The 18,857-nt window shown below is 60.3% G+C and carries 16 protein-coding genes; 11 read left to right on the top strand and 5 right to left on the bottom strand.

Annotation, left to right across the window (positions count from 1 at the left end; translation table 11 throughout):
* Positions 1 to 77 precede the first annotated feature (77 nt).
* Positions 78 to 410 carry a DUF2388 domain-containing protein gene (locus tag Q1W15_RS21615; protein WP_300732193.1) on the bottom strand — a complete coding sequence of 111 codons (333 nt, stop codon included), beginning with the start codon at positions 408 to 410 and terminating at the stop codon, positions 78 to 80.
* 160 nt (positions 411 to 570) lie between these two features.
* Here Q1W15_RS21615 and Q1W15_RS21610 point away from each other — a divergent pair, with 160 nt between their 5' ends.
* From Q1W15_RS21610 to Q1W15_RS21570, 9 genes are all read left to right on the top strand, one after another.
* Positions 571 to 1,236: a GntR family transcriptional regulator gene (locus Q1W15_RS21610; protein WP_300732190.1), complete on the top strand. Its 666-nt coding sequence runs from the start codon at positions 571 to 573 to the stop codon at positions 1,234 to 1,236.
* Positions 1,237 to 1,276: 40 nt separating this feature from the next.
* Entirely contained in the window at positions 1,277 to 2,248 is a 972-nt protein-coding gene (locus Q1W15_RS21605; RefSeq protein WP_300732187.1) for a TRAP transporter substrate-binding protein, read from the top strand.
* Entirely contained in the window at positions 2,245 to 2,790 is a 546-nt protein-coding gene (locus Q1W15_RS21600) for a TRAP transporter small permease (protein ID WP_300732185.1), read from the top strand. The genes Q1W15_RS21605 and Q1W15_RS21600 overlap by 4 nt, the downstream gene beginning before the upstream one ends.
* On the top strand, positions 2,787 to 4,076 hold the full coding sequence (locus Q1W15_RS21595) for a TRAP transporter large permease (RefSeq protein WP_300732182.1): 1,290 nt from the start codon (positions 2,787 to 2,789) through the stop codon (positions 4,074 to 4,076). The genes Q1W15_RS21600 and Q1W15_RS21595 overlap by 4 nt, the downstream gene beginning before the upstream one ends.
* A gap of 28 nt (positions 4,077 to 4,104) precedes the next feature.
* Positions 4,105 to 5,202, top strand: coding sequence for a mandelate racemase/muconate lactonizing enzyme family protein (locus tag Q1W15_RS21590; RefSeq protein WP_300732180.1), 1,098 nt, complete (start codon positions 4,105 to 4,107; stop codon positions 5,200 to 5,202).
* Positions 5,203 to 5,594: 392 nt separating this feature from the next.
* A complete protein-coding gene (locus Q1W15_RS21585; protein WP_300732177.1) occupies positions 5,595 to 7,085 on the top strand; it encodes a sodium:solute symporter in 1,491 nt (496 codons plus the stop codon).
* Between the two features lie 20 nt (positions 7,086 to 7,105).
* Positions 7,106 to 7,414, top strand: a complete 309-nt coding sequence (locus tag Q1W15_RS21580; protein ID WP_300732175.1) for a hypothetical protein — start codon at positions 7,106 to 7,108, stop codon at positions 7,412 to 7,414.
* A 2-nt stretch (positions 7,415 to 7,416) separates the two neighbouring features.
* Positions 7,417 to 8,496, top strand: a complete 1,080-nt coding sequence (sfnG, locus tag Q1W15_RS21575) for a dimethylsulfone monooxygenase SfnG (RefSeq protein ID WP_300732172.1) — start codon at positions 7,417 to 7,419, stop codon at positions 8,494 to 8,496.
* 37 nt (positions 8,497 to 8,533) lie between these two features.
* On the top strand, positions 8,534 to 9,856 hold the full coding sequence (locus Q1W15_RS21570) for an NtaA/DmoA family FMN-dependent monooxygenase (protein WP_300732169.1): 1,323 nt from the start codon (positions 8,534 to 8,536) through the stop codon (positions 9,854 to 9,856).
* A gap of 122 nt (positions 9,857 to 9,978) precedes the next feature.
* Here Q1W15_RS21570 and Q1W15_RS21565 read toward each other — a convergent pair whose 3' ends face one another.
* Positions 9,979 to 11,370 carry an aldehyde dehydrogenase family protein gene (locus Q1W15_RS21565; protein WP_300732166.1) on the bottom strand — a complete coding sequence of 464 codons (1,392 nt, stop codon included), beginning with the start codon at positions 11,368 to 11,370 and terminating at the stop codon, positions 9,979 to 9,981.
* A gap of 103 nt (positions 11,371 to 11,473) precedes the next feature.
* On the opposite strand from Q1W15_RS21565, the gene Q1W15_RS21560 reads away from it, so the two are divergent.
* Positions 11,474 to 12,382 (top strand): LysR family transcriptional regulator, encoded by a 909-nt coding sequence (locus Q1W15_RS21560; RefSeq protein ID WP_300732269.1) that lies wholly within the window; start codon positions 11,474 to 11,476, stop codon positions 12,380 to 12,382.
* On the opposite strand, the gene Q1W15_RS21555 is transcribed toward Q1W15_RS21560, so the two are convergent.
* Positions 12,379 to 13,098, bottom strand: coding sequence for a tRNA (adenine(22)-N(1))-methyltransferase TrmK (locus Q1W15_RS21555; RefSeq protein WP_300732163.1), 720 nt, complete (start codon positions 13,096 to 13,098; stop codon positions 12,379 to 12,381). The two genes, Q1W15_RS21560 and Q1W15_RS21555, sit on opposite strands and share 4 nt — an antisense overlap.
* A gap of 339 nt (positions 13,099 to 13,437) precedes the next feature.
* On the opposite strand from Q1W15_RS21555, the gene Q1W15_RS21550 reads away from it, so the two are divergent.
* The gene (locus Q1W15_RS21550; RefSeq protein WP_300732160.1) at positions 13,438 to 14,910 is read left to right on the top strand and encodes an amidohydrolase family protein; all 1,473 of its coding nucleotides are present in this window, start codon (positions 13,438 to 13,440) and stop codon (positions 14,908 to 14,910) included.
* Between the two features lie 26 nt (positions 14,911 to 14,936).
* Here the strand turns inward: Q1W15_RS21550 and Q1W15_RS21545 are convergent, their stop codons facing one another.
* Together Q1W15_RS21545 and Q1W15_RS21540 are read right to left on the bottom strand one after the other, a co-directional pair.
* The gene (locus Q1W15_RS21545) at positions 14,937 to 15,584 is read right to left on the bottom strand and encodes a response regulator (RefSeq protein ID WP_300732156.1); all 648 of its coding nucleotides are present in this window, start codon (positions 15,582 to 15,584) and stop codon (positions 14,937 to 14,939) included.
* Positions 15,585 to 15,626: 42 nt separating this feature from the next.
* Entirely contained in the window at positions 15,627 to 18,845 is a 3,219-nt protein-coding gene (locus Q1W15_RS21540; RefSeq protein ID WP_300732154.1) for a hybrid sensor histidine kinase/response regulator, read from the bottom strand.
* Between the last annotated feature and the right edge of the window lie 12 nt (positions 18,846 to 18,857).

Genomic DNA, 18,857 nt, shown 5'->3' with positions numbered 1-18,857 from the left:
GTCTTTGACAGACGTTGGCAGGGAAAACTCAGGCACCGCTAATAAGCCGGTTGCGCCTGCAGCGCTGCGCGGCGCGCTCAGTAGGTCGCCGCAATTGCCTGGGCCAGTTGCGCATCGGACATCAGCGGTGGGCTGTAATGGGCCCGGTAATACCGCACCGCTTGCTCGAATTCCGCTCCCCGAATTTCTCCATCAGAACCGATAAACGCCAGGGCGTCGCTTTTTGCGGGCTTGAACAGCTTTGGCGCGTCGGACGTCAGTGAGGTGGTGCCTGCCACCAAAATGGTGGGGATGAACGTGATGTACATCAGCGTTTTATCGAACGGGTTGGCGTTCTCGGCGGCTGCGGCGTGGTGGGCACTGATTGACGCGAGGAGGGCGATGCTGAGCGTAGCGGTGCGCAATACCATGGTGGGCGGCTTTCCTTTTTCCGCAGACAAGGCCTGACACCCTACCAGAAGCCAAGGTCAGTGTGGATTCGGCTATATGCTTAGCAGTAACTGGCCTTTAACAATTAATTGTTAACAATGTATCTTCGCCAGACTTTCACAGCTGATCGCGCCCCTTGCCATGCTCAAACTCAGGACCATCGAACGCCATAACCTTGACGAGCTGGGTGCACAGGTCATTCGTGAGGCCATTCTCAGCGGGCTGTTCAAACCCGGTGAACGGCTAAAGGAAATTCCCTTGGCCGAACAGCTGTCGCTGTCGCGCAGCACCACCCGTGCCGCCTTGCAGCGTTTGCAACTGGAAGGGCTGGTGGTGCAGAAAACCGCTGGCTGGGAAGTGTTTTCCATCAGCGCCGAAGATGCCCTGGAGCTTTACAGCTTGCGGGCCTGCCTTGAAGGCATGGCGGCTTCGCTGGTGGCCGGCAGCATGGATGATCTTAAGGCTGCGGCCATCGGGCAAGCCTACCAAGACCTGGTACTGGCGGCCGCCACCGATGACCAGACCCGCCTGGGGGCCGCAGATTACGACTTTCACGTGAAAGTGGTTGAGCTGTCGGGCAACCGGCGGTTGATTCATCAGTACGGGCTGGTACAGCAACATGTACGCCTGTATGTCAGTGCGGCGAACATCGCCAGGCTGGACGTCAACAAGATCGTAACCGATCACGATTTACTCAAAGACACTCTGATCGCCGGTGACATCACGGGCGCTGAGCTGGCTGCACGCCATCACTGCGTGTTCAGCGGTCGCATGCTGGCCAGCTACTTGCAAACACCTCGCCCCTAGACCACCGCCCGGGCTTCTCGCATGTTTAGAGGATGTACCTATGTTCGCTCGCGCAGCGCTCAGCATCGTGTTGTCTATGGGAATCGCATTTAGCGCCTCCGCCGATCCGATCAAAATCAAGTACGGCTATGCCAACCCCGCCAATTCGCACTTCGGTGTGGCCGGTGACACCTTCGCCAAAGAAGTTACCCGCCTCAGTAACGGTCGCTTTGAGGTCGAGCAGTTCCCGGCTTCAGCCCTGGGAGGCGAGCGAGAAATGCTCGAGGCGATCCAGCTCGGCACCCTGGAAATCATGCTCAGCGGCAATGGTCCGCTGGCCAATTTCGTGCCTGAAGCGGGCATCATCGATATCCCTTTCCTGTTCCGCGATACCCCGCACATGCGGGCCGTGCTTCAAGGCCCGATCGGCCAGGAACTGCTGGACAAAATGACCGAACGCGGCCTTGTTGGCCTGGCGTGGGGTGAGAACGGTTTTCGCCATATCACCAACAACAAGCACCCGGTGAAGACGCCTGAAGATTTGCGCGGTTTGAAGATCCGCACGCTGGAGAACAACACGCACCTCCTGGCCTTCCGCACATTGGGTGCATCGCCCACGCCCATGTCGTTCCCCGAGCTGTACGGCGCGCTGGAGCAGGGCGCGGTAGATGGCCAGGAAAACCCCATTTCAGTGATGGTGACCTCCAAGCTGTATCAGGTGCAGAAGTACATGTCGCTGACCGGGCATTTCTATACCGCCACCGTTCAGATCGCGTCCCCGAGTTTCTGGAACAGCCTGACCCCTGCAGATCAAGCGTTGATTCAGCAAGCGGTCATCGCGGCGCGTGACGCCCAGCGCGACGAGATCGAGCGCATTGAACAGCAAGGGATCGCGCAGATGCAGAAGGAAGGTCTGCAGGTGGTCAGCGATATCGATAAAGAGGCCTTCGAGCAAGCGCTACAACCCGCTTATGAGACTTACGCCAAGCAATTCGGCCAGGGCGCCATTGACCGTATTCGGGCCGTAAAATGACCGACTCGTCATGGGACACCGGCAGCCGGCTAGCAGAACGGATTGCCGGGGTCATTCGTTATCTGGTGATCGGCGTGCTGGGCCTTATGACGGTGCTGATCTTCGCCAACGTGGTGCTGCGCTATGCCGTGGGCAGTTCCCTCCCGTGGGCCGAAGAAACGGCCCGCTACCTGATGATCTGGCTGACGTTCCTGTCCAGCGGGGTGGTCATGCGCCAGGGCGGGCACATCTGCATCGATTACTTGAACCGTAAGCTCCCGGAGCGCGTGGCGCGGTGGTTCAACCTGTTCAACCTGGCCTTGATCCTGGTGTGCTGCGCAGTGCTGAGCTACTACGGCGTGCGTTATGCGTGGATGACCCAGGTGCAGGTCACACCAACCCTGCGTATCCCGTTCGGCCTGGTGTACCTGGGCATTCCGCTGGGGATGGGCTTGATGGCGACACTGATTGTTCTGGATTTTGGCCGGTTGCTGCGTGGCAACTGGTTCCCTGACCCGGACGCCTCGGCCGATGAGCCATTACCGGGGAGGGCGCAACCGTGACCCTCGCCAGTATGATTTTGCTGATTAGCCTGTGTGTGTTTCTTGCCATTGGTACACCGGTGAGCTTCGCGCTGATCGGTTCGTGCCTGCTGGCTATCGGCTTTGGCACGCATTACCCGATGCTGGTCGTGATCAAGGAGCTGTTCACCGGGATCGACAGTTTCCCGTTGATGGCGGTGCCGTTCTTTGTATTGGCCTCTGAGCTGATGACGGGCGGGTCGTTGACCCGGGTTCTATTGGTGTTCAGTAGCCAGTTCATCGGCCATTTTCGCGGCGGCCTGGGTTACAGCAATATTGGCAGCCTGACCCTGTTTTCCGGTATTTCCGGCTCTGCGTTGGCCGATGCAGCGGGGCCCGGCGCCATGATGATCCGCATGATGGAGCGTGGGGGGTATGACAAGGGGTATGCCGCCGCGTTAACCGCCAGCACCTCGATTTTGGGCGTGGTCATTCCCCCGTCGCTGGTGATGATTATTTATGCCATGCAGGACACCGCGCTGACCGTTCGTGGCTTGTTTATGGCAGGCGTGGTGCCGGGGCTGGTGATTGCCTTGGGCATGGCGGCGGTGAACTTTTACGTATGCCGTCGCCGTGGGTATGTGTCGAGCTTGCCACGGCCGGGGCGTCGCGAAATGGTCATCAACTCGCTCAAGGCCATTCCGGCGCTGGGCCTGATTCTGTTGATCCTGCTGGGTATCCGTGGCGGCGTATTCACCCCCACTGAGGCGTCAGTGATCGCCGTGTTCTATGCACTGGTGTGCGGCCGCTGGATTTACCGCAGCCTGGCGTGGGGGCAACTGCCGGGCATCCTGGCACGGGCCGGGCAACTGACGGGCTCGGTGTTGTTGATGATCGCGGCCACCTCGGTGTTCTCGTGGGTGCTGACCATCGAACGGGTACCCAACAGCCTGGCCGCCGCCTTGATTGCGCTGGAGCTTTCCCCTATCGCGTTTTTGCTCGGGGTCAACCTGCTGTTGCTACTGGCGGGGGTGTTTATCGAACCGGTGCCGGGAGTGATGGTGCTGGTACCGATACTGGCCCCGGTCAGCGCCGCGCTGGGCATCGACCCCCTGCATTTCGCCATGATTGTCATCGTCAACCTGTCGATGGGCATGGTGACGCCGCCGGTGGGCGGGTTGCTGTTTGTCACCAGCGCCGTGGCCAAGATTCCATCCAGCCGGCTGACCGCTGAACTCGGCCCGTTCATGGTCGCTTACGCAGTGATTCTGATGCTGCTGACGTTTTTCCCGCAGCTGTCGCTGTGGCTTCCCCATCACACGGTGTAATCGCCCTTTTGTCTGAGGCCTGTTTCTCATGCGTATCGTAAAAGCTGAAACCATCCTGTTGTCGCTGCCTTTCCAGCTGGACGGCACACCGCCGTGGAGCTGGGGCGGTGTGCCGCCCAACCAATTCGACACCCTGCTTGTGCGTCTGGAAACCGAAGACGGCCTGGTGGGGTGGGGCGAAGCGTTTTCCCGCAGTGAAGACCGAGCGCTAAAGGCCCTGATCGACACCCGGGTCTTGCCGTTGGTGGTGGGCCGGGATGCGCGCCAGATCAGCGCAATCAAGCATGATCTGGAATTCAACCTGCATAACTTTGGCCGTGTCGGTTCCATCATGTATGGCATTAGCGCTGTGGACATCGCCTTGTGGGACCTGCTGGGCAAGCGTGCGGGCCAGCCCTTGGCGGAGTTGCTCGGCGGCGCATGTGCCGAGCGCCTGCCGGTGTACGCCAGCCTGTTGCGCTACGGTTCCAGCCAGGAAGTGGAGCGGGTGGTGGCGCAGACCATCGAGCGGGGTTACCGCTATATCAAATTGCATGAAATCGACCCCGTGATCATCCGTGCGGCCTGCAACGCGGCGCAGGGCAAGGCCCAAGTGATGCTCGACACCAACTGCCCATGGACGGTGCCTCAGGCCTTGAACATCTGCGAGCGCCTGGCTGACCTGGAGTTGCTCTGGTTTGAAGAGCCGGTGTGGCCGCCGGAAAACTACGCAGGCCTGGCGGCGATTCGTCAGCGGGGGTTGCAGCGCATTGCCGCCGGAGAGAACGCCGGCAGCCTGTACGACTTCAAAGCCATGATCGACCTGGGGGCCATTGATATCGCACAACCGGACGTGGCCAAAACCGGCGGGGTGACGGAGCTGCTGAAAATTCGCAGCCTGTGCGAGGCCAGTGCGGTGGAATTTGTACCGCACTGTGCATTGTTTGGCCCTGGCCAGGTCGCCACGTTGCACCTGCAGGCAGCGACCCGCACCTTGCCGGTGTTCGAGCGTTTGTATTGTGACTTTGATGTGGAACTGTACGGCCCGGCGATGACCCCGGTGGACGGTTACTTGACGGTTCCGACAGGGCCGGGACTTGGCCTTGATCCGTTGCCGGAAGTGTTGGAGAAGTTTGAAGTTCGTTAAGCGGTTAAATCGTTTGCTGTAGCAAGTTTGCCTGTTATGGAAGTGTAGTGTCACTGACGCCAACTTTAAAGTGATGGTCGGCGCGAGCGCGCTCGTGATCTTTTGATGTTTTAAAAGGCTGCGAGCGCACTCGTGCCGGCATGAATCTTGATGCAGTACGTATCTTTTTATTGGTATTCAGCCCCCGTCTGAAGGCGTGCGCGTGGCTGTTTATTAATGGAAAGGTGGAATAAAAAGAAGCCTTATAAATAATGTGCCCATTGAAGTTCATGTTTGTAAATCAATATAACGATAGTGTTAAACGTTACTTTGAGGTGATGTAAGGGCTGAGCATACTTGCCGCTCACTGTTCCGCATCTGGAACTTCGTTGGGGCGCCACTGAGTAAACATCATGCTTCAGGAAACTCAATTTCTTTCACCCACCCTTGGGTGGGCGCTTATTGTCGGATTAGGGATATTCCTGACGATTATTGCGATCACCGTTCGTTTGAAACTGGTGCGCAACACTAAGGATTACATCATCGCCAACCGCAAGGTCGGCTTGGGTTTCAGTGTGGGTGCGGTGATTGCGGTGTGGACCTGGTCCATGGCCATTGTGATGTCGGCGGCGTCTGCTTACACCTGGGGCTTGTCCGGGCTGCTGTGGTTCACCATTCCCAACGGGATTGCCATTATTTTGCTTGCCCCGCTGGCCTTGCGCCTGCGCAAAGTGGTGCCCAACGGTTACACCATTCCCGATTACATCCGTAGCCGGCTGTCATCCGGTTTCGCAGCGGCCATCGCCACCGTGATCATGTTGTTGGCGCTGCTGTTCTCGATCCTGATCAACCTCAAGGGCACGGTGCTGGTCACCAGCGCGGTGTTCGACCTGAAACCGGCGGCCGTGCTGGCGGTGGTGCTGGTGATTGTCACGGTGTATTCGTACCTGGGCGGCCTGTGGACGTCGGCCATCACCGGCACCATCAATACCTTGTTGATCCTGGTGCCGCTGGCCGTGATTGTGCTGTTCGCCCTGGCAACCATCGGCGGCCCGGAGTGGGTGTTCGATTCGCTGGCCAGCAAGAACCCCGAGTACTTGAGCATTTTCAATCATGAAGCCGCCGCTGCGTTCGGCCTGACGCTGGCGCTGGGCCTGCTGGGCGCTTCCGTGTCGGACCAGAGCTTCTGGCAGAAAGCCTGGGCGGTGAAGCCGCGCCACCTGTCGCGCACCTTTATCTGGGGCGGTGCACTGTTTTATCCGATCCCGATCATCGCCGGCATTTTGGGGCTGATCGGCCTGGGCTACGGCGTCAGCCTGGCGGACATTGGCGGCGACTCAGCTTCCATCGGCCCGTACATCATCTCCCATATCGGCTTGCCGGCTGTGATCGTCGCGCTGTACGTGTTTGTGGTACTCAACTGCAGTTATTCGAGCATTGACGGCGCGTTCTCGGCGATTTCTTCACTGGTGTCGGTGAACGTGTTGATGCCGCTGTTTCCACGCCTGGGCGGCAAAGCCCTGTTCACCTTGACCAAGTTGAGCATCGTGCTGTTCGGCATTGTGGCCGGGATCATCGTGATGTCTGGTTGGGACTTCGTCAGCCTGGTGCTCCTGGCGCAATCGCTGAATGCTTCGATTCTGGTGCCGTTGTTATTGGCGATCACCTGGCGTCGCACCACGGCGGCGGGCTTCAGTTGGGGGATCATTCTGGCGGTGGCCATTGGCATGAGCGTGCGCTACTTCTACGGCGAACTGGCGGGCATTCTGACCATCACCGGTGTCAGCGCCATCGTGCCCATCACCCTGGGGTTGTTGAACACGCGAACCTTCGATTTCCAGGCCTACGCCCGGCAACTTGAAGCCAATAACGACGTTGACCAACGCATCAGCAACGCTTCCTGAACCCTACGGAGTCCATTCCCATGACTTACGCCATAGTTGCGGCGCTGCTCGCTGTGCTGATCTCGGTGGTTTATCTGTATTACGTGTTTGACGGCATTCAGCGCGCGTCGCGAGAAATGGACAGCGCCGCTGAAGAGTCTTACGACTGGGCGTCCTACACGCGTATCAACTTCAAGGTACTCAACAGCATCATCGGCTCGATCGTGCTGATTTACCTGCTCACCGTTGCGCCGATCTTTTGGTACCTGGTGCCCTTTGCCGGCCTTGCGGCGGCCGTGGGCGTGATCATCGCGTTTATCATCGAGCAGCGCTCGGCGGATGAGGGCTGAACATGGCGATTGAATTTGGCTACTGGGCCCCGAACCTGGGCACCTCGCTGGTCGCCACGCGCATTGCCAACCGTACCGGTGGCAGCTTTGCGGCGAACCAGCGCTATGCGCGCATCGCCGAACAGCATGGTTTCACCTACAGCTTGTTGGCGACACGGTTTGTCTCGTCGCTGGAAGGGGATGAAGGCACTTACGATTCCATGGTCATGGCTGCCGCTATCGCCGCCACCACTGAAACCCTGGTGCCCATCGTCGCGGTTGCGACGGGCCTGGCCCATCCGGCGGTGGTGGCCAAACAACTCATCACCCTGGATGAAATCAGCCAGGGGCGGGCGGCGATCAATGTGGTCAGTGGTTGGTTGAAAGACGAATACACCGCCCTCGGCGAACCCTGGCTTGAGCATGGCGAGCGTTACCGTCGCACCGAGGAATTTATCCAGGTGCTGCGGGCAACGTGGGCTGAAGGCAAGGCGAACTTTGCCGGTGACTTCTTCCGGGTTCGCGAGGCCGACTTTCGCCCAAAACCTGCACGGGAGGGTGCCATTGCGGTGTTTCAGGGCGGCAATTCCGCTGCGGCACGGCAAATGGCGGCCCGGCACAGCGATTACTACTTTATGAACGGTGCGCCGTTGTCGGCCATCGCTGAACACGTGGCCGACGTGCGCGCCCTGGCCACTGAGCAAGGGCGCACGGTGCAGTTTGCGGTTAACGCATTCGTCATTGCCCGGCCGACGGAGGACGAGGCGCGGCAGGTGCTGGCGTCGATCATCGAGCATGCCGACACCGACGTGGTAGAGCGTTTTCGCCGTAATGTGCGCCAGGCGGGCCAGTCGACGGCGGATAAAAAAGGCATGTGGGTCGACTCCAGTTTTGAGGACCTGATTCAGTTCAACGACGGCTTCAAAACCGGCCTGATCGGCACGCCCGAGCAGATTGCCGAGCGTATTGACGCGTTGCAGGCCGTGGGCGTGGACATGGTGCTGGTGGGGTTTCTGCATTACGACGATGAGTTGCTGGAATTCGGCCGTGACGTCATCCCGCTCGTGCGTGAACGCGAGCGTCAGCGGGCATTGCTCAACTGAGCGGCCACCCCTTTCTGTCCTTTAAGGTGTAAACACAATGGCCAACGTAAAATCCAAAGCGCAGTTGCTGGGCTTTATCCAGCACGGCGTGAACAGCCACGCCACCGGGATGTGGCGGCATGCGCAAGACAAGGTCAACTGGGACTGGCGCACGCCGGCCTACTGGGAACACATGGCGCGGACCATGGAGCGCGGCTTTTTCACCGGCGCGTTTATCGCCGATGAGCTGGCCCCGTACAACAACTACGAAGGCAGCTCTGATGCCACTGTGAAGTACGCGGTGCAATTCCCCACGCATGAGCCGTCCACCTTGGTGCCGATCATGGCGCGTGCAACACGCCATCTGGGTATCGGCGTGACCCTGTCTACCGCGTTCGAACACCCGTATTCGCTGGTACGGCGGCTGTCGAGCTTGGATCACTTGTCGCAAGGGCGCGTGGCATGGAACGTCGTCAGTTCCTATTCGAAAAGCGAGTGGGACGCTTACGGTGCTGACATGAGCCAGCGCGAAGACCGCTACGAGAAAATGCAGGAGTACCTGGAGCTTTGCTACAAGTACTGGGACGCCTGGGAGCCGGGCGCGATTATCGCGGACAAGGCCAGCGGCATTTATGCCGACCCTGCCAAAATCAAGGAAGTGATTCACCAGGGGCGCTACTTCAGTTCCCGTGCGCGGCCCTTTGTCAGCCCTTCGCCCCAAGGGCGGCCGGTGCTGTGGCAGGCCGGGTCATCGGATCGCGGGCGGGACTTTGCGGCCCAGCATGCCGAGGCTATTTTCGCCGTGCATCCCAACGTGAAACGCATGCGTGAATACCACGACGACATGCGTGAACGTGAAGGCAAGTTCGGGCGTTCGGCCAAGGGCGTGAAACTGATTTACGGCTTGCAAACGGTGGTGGGCCGCACGCGCAGCGAAGCCGAGGACAAGTACGAGCAACTGAAAGCCAATATTCCGCTGGAAGGCGCGTTGGCGTGGATTTCCGGGCATTTTGGTCCGGATTTTTCCACGTATTCGTTGGATGACATCGTGCAGGACATTGCCATTCCAGGCATTCAGGGCCTGTTTGAATCGATCATCTACGCCAAGGGCGGCGCACCGGTGACAGTACGCGAAGCAGCGTTGATCTACGCGATGGGCATGGGCATGCCGGTTGCGGTTGGCACGGCGGTGGACATTGCCGACCAGATCGAGCACTACATGGACGACGGCGGTGCTGATGGCTTCATGCTTGCGGCCACCTACACGCCGGGTTGCTTTGAAGAGTTTGCCGACTGGGTATCGCCGGAGCTTCAGCGTCGCGGCCGCTTGCGCGAGCGCTACAGCAGCACAACCTTGAGGGGCAACTTGCTGGAGGATTGAGCCAACGCTCGCGCCCTGTATGGGTGCGGGCCCACAGGCCCACGAACGCCCAAAAAAAACACCCCGCCGGGTTGAGCCCGGCAGGGTGAACAGTCACAGGGTGTTCAGGGTTGCGGGTTCAATCAGTGACGGTCCAGCCACACGGTTTGTGCGTTGCAGAATTCGCGTACGCCAAAGTGCGACAGCTCACGGCCAAAACCGCTTTTCTTCACGCCGCCGAACGATACGCGGGGATCGCTGGCCGAGTAGCCGTTGATAAACACGCCGCCGGTTTCCAGCTCAGCGGTCAGTTGCTGGGCCAGGTCGACGTTGGCCGTGTAGATCGTGGCTGTCAGGCCGAAATCGCTGTTGTTGGCCAACGCCACGGCATGGGCGCAGTCGTCGGCGGTGATGATCGATGCCACCGGGCCGAACAACTCCTGTTTAAATGCGGTCATTGTTTCAGTCACATTGGCCAGCACCGTGGGCTCATAGAAGTTGCCCGGCCCTTGTGCCTTGCCACCGCCGAGCAGCAGCGTCGCGCCTTGTTCCAGGGTGTCGATGACTTGGCGGTCCAGTTCATCGCGCAGGTCGAAGCGCGCCATCGGGCCGATATAGGTGGCGCTGGACAGCGGGTCGCCCACGACCAGCTTGCGGGTGGCTTCGACGAATTTCTGAGTGAAGGCCTCGACAACGCCTTTTTCGATAATCAAACGCTTGGCGGCCGCGCAGACTTGGCCCGAGTTCTGGTAGCGACCGATCACGGCCGCTTGCACGGCGGCGTCCAGGTCGGCGTCATTGAGCACAATGAACGGGTCGGAGCCGCCCAGTTCCAGTACGCACTTCTTCAGTGCCGCACCTGCCTGGGAGCCAATGGCCATACCGGCGCGCACGCTGCCGGTCAGCGTGACAGCAGCAATGCGCGGGTCGGCAATGGCGCTCGACACGCCCTCGGCGGTGACGTTGATGACCTCAAATACGCCCTCGGCAAAACCGGCGCGGATGAAGGCGTCACGAATCAGGTACGCGCTGCCCATCACGTTCGGTGCGTGTTTGAGCACGTAGGTGTTGCCGGCCAGCATCACCGGCACCGCGCCGCGCAGCACTTGCCAGATCGGGAAGTTCCACGGCATGACGGCCAGAACCGGGCCGAGCGGGCGGTATTCAATGCGGGCCTTGCCGCCTTCCACCTGGGTGGGTTCGGCGTCCAGCATGGCCGGGCCGTTTTCCGCGTACCACTCGCACATTTTGGCGCATTTCTCGATTTCGCCACGGGCCTGGGTGATGGGCTTGCCCATTTCCTGGGTGATCATGGTTGCCATGGCTTCAGCGTTTTCACGCAGCACGCTGGCCAGCTTGACCATTGCCGCCGAGCGCTCTTGCAGCGGTTTGCGTTTCCAGGTTTTAAAGCCCTCGGCCGCCCGTGTGAGGGCGGCGTCCAGCGCCTCGGCGGATTCAAACGGGTACTGGCCAATCTGTTCGCCCGTGGTCGGGTTGATTGAGATGGCGTGGGTCTGGCTGGAAATCGGGCTCATGGCATCGTCCTGCTGGGTGAGTTGATGGGCACAGAGTAGGGTGGCAAATATTTTCTTTAAACTGAATAATAAAGAGGGTTTCTTTCACGATTGGAGAATGGCTATGGATCTGGTGCAACTGGAGATTTTTACCGCAGTGGTCGACCACGGCAGCATCAGCGCCGCCGCAGCCCGGATCCATCGGGTGCCTTCCAACCTGACAACGCGGATCAAGCAGCTCGAAGAGGATTTGGGCGTCGATCTGTTTATCCGCGAGAAAAGCCGCCTGCGCCTGTCGCCGGCGGGCTGGAGTTTCCTGGATTACGCGCGGCGCATTCTCGACCTCGTGCAGGAAGCCCGGGCGACGGTGGCGGGTGAAGCGCCTCAAGGTGCCTTTCCCCTGGGGTCGCTGGAAAGCACGGCGGCCGTGCGTATCCCCGGGCTGCTGGCGGCCTACAACCAGCAACACCCCAAAGTGGACCTGGACCTGTCGACGGGACCGTCCGGGGCCATGATCGAGGGCGTGCTTTCCGGGCGGCTGGTGGCTTCGTTCGTTGACGGCCCGGTGTTGCACCCTGTGCTGGAGGGCGTACCGGTGTTTGAGGAAGAAATGGTCGTTATCGCGCCGCGCCATCATGGGCCGATTCAGTGTGCATCGGATGTCAATGGCGAGAATATCTATGCCTTCCGGGCTAACTGCTCGTACCGTCACCACTTTGAAAAGTGGTTCAACGCCGATGCTGCGGTGCCCGGCAAAATCTTTGAAATGGAGTCTTACCACGGCATGCTGGCTTGCGTCAGCGCCGGAGCGGGGCTGGCCCTGATGCCCCGCAGCATGTTGCAAAGCATGCCGGGGTGCACAACGGTCAGCATCTGGCCGCTGGCCGCCGAGTTCCGTTACCTGACCACTTGGCTGGTATGGCGGCGCGGGGCGGTGTCGCGCAACCTGAGCAGTTTTGTGCGTTTGCTGGAAGACAAAGGCGTGACGGCCCGCGACGCTCGGGCCACCGCGCAGCCCCCCAGCCCCGTTTAATGGGCCGGGTCGCACTCACGGCGGGCGAGCAGTGCGCTAATCCATTGAACCTGGCGGGTAAGGGCGTGTACTTTTTCCTCAGGCACCGGCCGGGCCATCTGCGCAAACTGGTCCAGGGTTTGTTGCTTCAAACGCAGCCGGTGCTGCCATTTGAGTAAAAAGGCCTGGCTACGGGCCTGCAGCAGTAACGGGCCGAAGTAGAGCTCTTCAGCGGTGTACCTCAACGGTTCACCGCGTTCGGCCACGATGATTTCATAATCAAACCGGTGTTCGCGCAGCACCGCCTCGTAAAGGATGCGGTATTGGTTATGCATCAGCCATTGACGTAACGGCTGCTCGCCGCCGTTGGGTTGCAGAATCAGACGCTCGCGGCCACTCAGGTGCGCCTTGCCGCGCTCGAGGATGTCGCGAATGGTCTCGCCCCCCATGCCGCAGACTGTCACCGCCGTGATCCCGTCTGGCGCCTGAATCGCCGCCAGGCCGTCGGCCCGCCGCACGGTAATCTGCGCGTCCAGATTGTTTTCGCGCACGGTGCGCATGGCCGCGTTAAACGGTGCCAGGGCCACCTCGCCCGCCACTGCCGCAAGAATGGCCCCACGGCGCACCAGCGCCACGGGCAAATAGCCGTGATCCGAGCCGATGTCTGCCAGCCGCGCACCGGCGGGCACCTGCGCCGCCACATGCTCCAGGCGCATGGACAATGTGTGTTCGTTCAATATCTGTTCCTTGGTAAGCGCCTATAAACCCCAGCGGTGTTACGGCGCTTGCTCGCGCGAGCATGCCGTGCGCGAGGCACTCCCAATGCCTTGGCAGCCGCGCGATGTGGGTTCTGAGCCTGAGCGAGTCTTTGTGATCGCCAGTCAATGTTATCCGGGTAGTAAATGCGTGTACATGAGCCCCGGGTAACACTACCGGCAGCGCCTCAGGGTGAGCGCGCCTTGGGCGCGCTGGTTTTTAACCGATCCCTGTCGCCTGTAGGCAAGGCCTTGTTTAACGGAATTAAGAAAGTGAACTATGCTGGCCTTTTTGAATAAGCACGTTTCATAGGGAGTTTTATGCCTGCCTCTTTGCGTTATATCCCCCACGACCCTGTTGAACTTGAGGCGTTGGGCACGTGTACGTGCAGTTCGCCGGACATACAGCACTTTCACGAACGCATGATGGTGGATCTCTCCAAGCGTGACTTCTATGCCAGCGCGAACGCTGCCGGGGCTCCGCGCCCAGGCTCGAAGCTGGCGGCGGTGGCGGGGCAGGGCAGTGCAACCGAGATGGCCGCCCGGCCAATCCTGTTGACCAATATGCGCCTGTTCGATGGCACGGCGGTGCTCAATGACCGCGTGACGCTGCTGATCAAAGACGGGCTGATTGACGCCGTGTTGCCGGTCAATACGCCGGTAGACGGGGCCGTGGTGATTGATTGTGGGCAGCGGGTGGTCATGCCGGGGCTGATTGATGCCCACTGGCATACGACGCTGGCCGGGATCACGCAAATGGACGCGATGACGGCCGATCCGGGTTTTGTGCATTTGACCGCCGGGCGCGAAGCGGAAAAGACCTTGATGCGTGGCTTTACCACGGTGCGTGACCCCGGCGGGCCTTCGTTTGCTCTGAAGCGGGCCATTGATCAGGGCATTGTCAATGGCCCGCGTATTTACCCCTCGGGGGCGATGATTTCTCAAACCTCGGGCCACGGTGACTTCCGTCTGCGCAGCGAAGTGCCGCGCACCGCGCTGCACAGCCTGAACTTCAGTGAGCAAATTGGCGCAACCGCGATTGCAGACGGCGAAGCCGAAGTGCTCAGGCGCACCCGCGAGCAACTGATGCTTGGGGCTTCTCAAATCAAGTTGATGGCCGGCGGCGGTGTGGCGTCCATGCACGACCCGCTCGACAGCACACAGTTTTTGGAGGCCGAACTGAGAATGGCAGTCGAGGCCGCTGCCGACTGGGGGACCTATGTGCTGGTGCATGCGTACACGCCTCGCAGTATTCAGCGGGCCATCAGAGCGGGGGTTAAATCCATTGAGCATGGTCAGCTGGCGGATGAAGACACCGTGCGCATGATGGCCGATAACGGCATTTGGTGGAGCCTTCAGCCGTTCCTGCAGGACGAAGACGCCAACGTTTACCCCGACGCCGCGCGACGTGAATCCCAGCGAGTGGTGGCCGAAGGTACCGCGCGGGCTTATGAAATGGCGCAGCGTTTCAACATCAAGACCGCCTGGGGCACGGATGTGCTGTTCAACCCGGAAAAAACCGTGACCCAAGGCCGGCAACTGGCCAAGTTGACGCGTTTCTATGCGGCCCATGACGTGCTGAACATGGCGACGCAGCACAACGCTGCCTTGTTGGGCCTGTCGGGTGCGCGCAACCCTTACCCGGGCACACTGGGCCGCCTCGAAGCCGGTGCCCTGGCTGACTTGCTGGTGGTTGACGGCGATCCCACACACAGCCTGGCGTTTCTGGAAGATCCCGAGAAGAACCTCGGGCTGATTATGAAGGGCGGTAAAGTCTTCAAGAAAACCTTCTAGGGGTTGGGCGATGAGCCCCATGCGCACTAGCCAAAAATATGATGCGCCAGGCAATAAGCGACCAGACTCTGGTCGCTTGTCACTTCCAGCTTGCGCATGGCCGACACTTTTTGGGCGCTGATGGTTTTAATGCTTCTGTTTTGCCCGCGGGCAATGTCACTGACACTCTGGCCGGCCACAAACAGGCGCAGTATTTCGTATTCCTTGGGGGACAGGCTGGCAAAGCGTTGATCCAGAGCGTCGTGGGTCTCTATGACCGAAGTGGGTGTGGGCCTGGCGCTCTGATAGGGCGTGCCGCAGTAGATGGCGTTAAGCGCGCGTTCGACTTCTTCATGCAAATGGCTTTTTTGAATCACGCCGGCCACGCCCAATTCATGCAGGCGTGTGAGGATCAGGGAGCTTGAGATCATGGTCAACACCAGGATTTGCACGGCGGGGTAATACCGTTGCAAATACTCCACCAGTTTTAGCCCGTCGCCGTAGGGGGACAAGGCCGGCATATTGAAGTCAGTGATGATCAGGTCCACCGGTTGCTGCGTCAGCAGGTGCACCAGTTCGTTGGAGCACACCGCCTCGCCAACCACGTCGAAGCGCCCGTCGCGCTCTACCAGTTCACGCACACCCAACAGCACAATCGGATGATCGTCGGCGATAACAACATTAAGTTTGTGCATGGTTCATCGTCCTTGAAAGAGGAGGCGAATCGGTAGGAAGCTTCACGAGTCCAAAGCCTCCTGTGCGTTCAGCAATGCTTCAAGACGCGCTTGCACGTGCAGTACCTCCCGCGCCAGTGGAGGGGTGATGTCGTGCCCGGCGAGGCGGCATTCCAGATCGGCGCACACGGTGGCCAGCACCGAGGCCTGAACCGCGCCCAGGGCTCCCGCCATGCTGTGCATCAGGTTTGCCAGAGCACCGCCATCGCCGCTGTCCAGCGCTGCCCGGGTCTTTTGCAGGTCATCGCGCAGGGTGGTGATAAACAGTGCGCGCATGGCCGCCGATAACGGCAGCAGGTCGGTGCCCGTGGCGCTGGCAACGGTCGCCTCGGTGACGGGCAATGCCAGGGTCGGCGCGCCATATTTCACCAGTTGGGCCCGCAGCGTGTGCAGGTTCAGCGGTTTGACCATCCAGGCGTTCATGCCGACGGCCGCGCAACGCTCGCCTTCTTCGCGCATGGCGTTGGCCGTGATGCCGATCACGGGCAAGTCGCAGTCATGCAGACGCAAGGCCTGCGTCAACTCATAGCCGTTGAGGAGGGGCATGTTGACGTCTGTCAGCACCAGGTCATACGCGCCGGGCAACCACAATGCGAGTGCCTGTTCGCCATTGAAGGCCGTCGTGACCGAGCAGCCCAGGGCCTGCAATTGTTCCTTGATGATCGCCTGGTTGATGGGGTTGTCTTCGGCCACCAGAATCCGCAGGTTGAGCGGTTGCCGGGTATTTGACAGCGCGGTCGCGGTCGCGGTGTCGTGGCCATGTAGCGCATAACCGACCGCCCTGGCGATCGCCCGCACATCATAGGCATCGACTTCCCAGCCATCCGCGCCGTATTCGGGCGGGTTGCACCCGTCCGGGATCGCGTTGATCCGGGGGCCTGGCCAGGGTTGGCGGGTTGCCAGCATGTCGACCAGCAGCGTCGAGTCGTCGATGTCGCGCCCGTCGCTGCCCAAGGGGCGGGCTTCGACGCCCAGCCGATTGAGCCAGGCGCAGACGTGCCGGGTCAGTTCCGGGGCGGGAGAGCGGACATAGACGGCGGCGCTACGAGGCTCCACGGGTGGGCAATCGGCCAGGGTTCCGGGCGCGCGGGGGAGTTTCAATTGCAGGATAAAGCTGCTGCCCAGCCCTGGCTCGCTGACCACATGAAGCTGGCCGTCCATTAACGCGCACAGCCGATGGCAAATGGACAGGCCCAGGCCTGCGCCGCCTTCGCTAGTGGCATCGCGTACCTGGTAGAACGGGTCGAACAGGTGAACGTGTTGGGCCTGGGAAATACCCACCCCCGAGTCACTGACTTGCCATTCCAGGTGGCTGTATTCGCTGTTCTGTTCCAGAACCCGAACGCGCAGCACGACCCGGCCACTGTCCGTGAACTTGATCGCGTTGCTCAGCAGGTTGTTGAGGATCTGACGGATGCGCAACGCATCGCCCAGCACCCGGTCTGGCAAGCCGGCATCAATGCAGGCATACAGTTGCAGGCCCTTGGCCTGGGCGAACGCACTGTAAGTGCTGAGGGTCATTTCGGTGATTTCCAGCGGGCAAAAGTCGAGCACGTCGATGGTCATTTGCCCGGATTCAATTTTCGACACATCCAGCACATCGCTGATCAACTGGAACAAAGTGGCCGAAGACCGCTGAATGGTGTGCAGGTAGTGTTGCTGGCGCTGATCCAGGGTGGTCAGCCCCATGAGCTCCAGAGTGCCCAGCACCCCGTACAGCGGTGTGCGGATTTCATGGCTCATGGTTGCCAGAAATCGGGTTTTGGCTTCATTGGCGGAGTCGGCGGCCAGCCGCGCTTCGTGCAGGGTGGCGGCGTCTTCGATGTGCCGGGTCACATCATTAAAGGCGCACAGCCACGCGTCCTGGCCCTGGTAACGGGTAAAGACAAAGCCCACGTGCCAGTGGCGACCCTCAACCTCCAGGTCGGTGTGCCCCTGTTCCACCAGATCGTGTTGCTGATGCAGAGCCGCCACCAGCTTGGCGGTGCCGTGCGACTGCCGGGCCAACTGGTTTTCCAGCAACACGGTGTAATCGCTGCAGCGCACCACGCACAAGCCGGTGGGAGCCGTATCGATCACGGCCCGGCTGAAGGCCTCGCTCTCGGCAATCTCGTCAAGGGCCCGGTGGGCGGGCAGTACGACGTGCCGCTGATACCAGCGATTAAACGCCCAGCCGCCCCCCAGCCCGGCCAGCATCAGCGCGATCAAACCCAACAACGGCCAGAAGGCATAGTCCAGAAAGTTTTTATAGCGAATGACATAGAGGCCGACCCAAGGCTGCACGCCCGGGCTGGTCACGCGAAACACCAGCCCGTCGCGGCTCAGGTTCAGCCCTTCATGCAACCCGTTAGCCCACGCCGAAGAACCGACCAGCGCTTCGCCGGAAGGGGCGATCAGGCTGAAGTGGTCATAAGTGGAGCGCTTCATGATGCGCTCAATGTCGTTGACTTGATCCAGGTTCAACAGCGATGCAATCACCACCCAAGGGCTGGCACCTGAAATGTGCAGCGGTGTGGCGGACAGGTCGATGTTGATATAGCCCAGAATACTGGCAGAGCCACTGCCATCCGGGTCGGCGTCGTAGCGTGCCCAGTGCACCTGATTGTCCAACGGTTCGAGGTGGTTCTCGCGCAGGCTTTGCCGAACCCGCTGGACGACCTGGGTGAAATCGTCTTGCTGAAGCGCGAGGGTACCGCGCAGGCGGCCCATAGCAGGCACGCTGATATCAAAGTTATCCGGCAGGTTGAACAGCAACACCTGGGGCGACTGATAGTGCGAAGCCGACCAGAATGCGCTGTAGTAGTTGGCCAGGTTTGCCCCCAGGGAAGAAACCTTGGTGTGTTGCGGGGCAGCAATGTTGGCCGGGTTGATTTTCACGCTAAAGGGCAGGGAAAACGAATGCTCGAACTCTTCATACACCGTGCCGGTTTTATCGGCCGCAGACCGTTGCACCATCACGGGCACCCGGTAGGAATCGAGCAATTGCCCGGCGGCGCTTTTGCGCGACACGGTGGTGAGAAAGGCGTCCTGTTCGCGAATATTTTCCATCAACCGGGTGAAGTGGAATTTCACGGTGGCCTCTCGCTCCTGGGCCATGCGATACACGCCCCAGTAGCACAGCCCGATCAGCAGCAGTGCGAGACCGAAGAGCACCGCCAGCCCGATATTCAGGCGAAGAGAGCTGCTGGCCAGTTTATCGAGCAGGGTATTGCGGTGATTCATCGTGCAATTCCC

It is taken from the genome of Pseudomonas sp., from assembly GCF_030150285.1.
Taxonomy (GTDB): Bacteria; Pseudomonadota; Gammaproteobacteria; order Pseudomonadales; family Pseudomonadaceae; genus Aquipseudomonas.
This window is presented reverse-complemented; position numbering and strand designations above follow the sequence as displayed.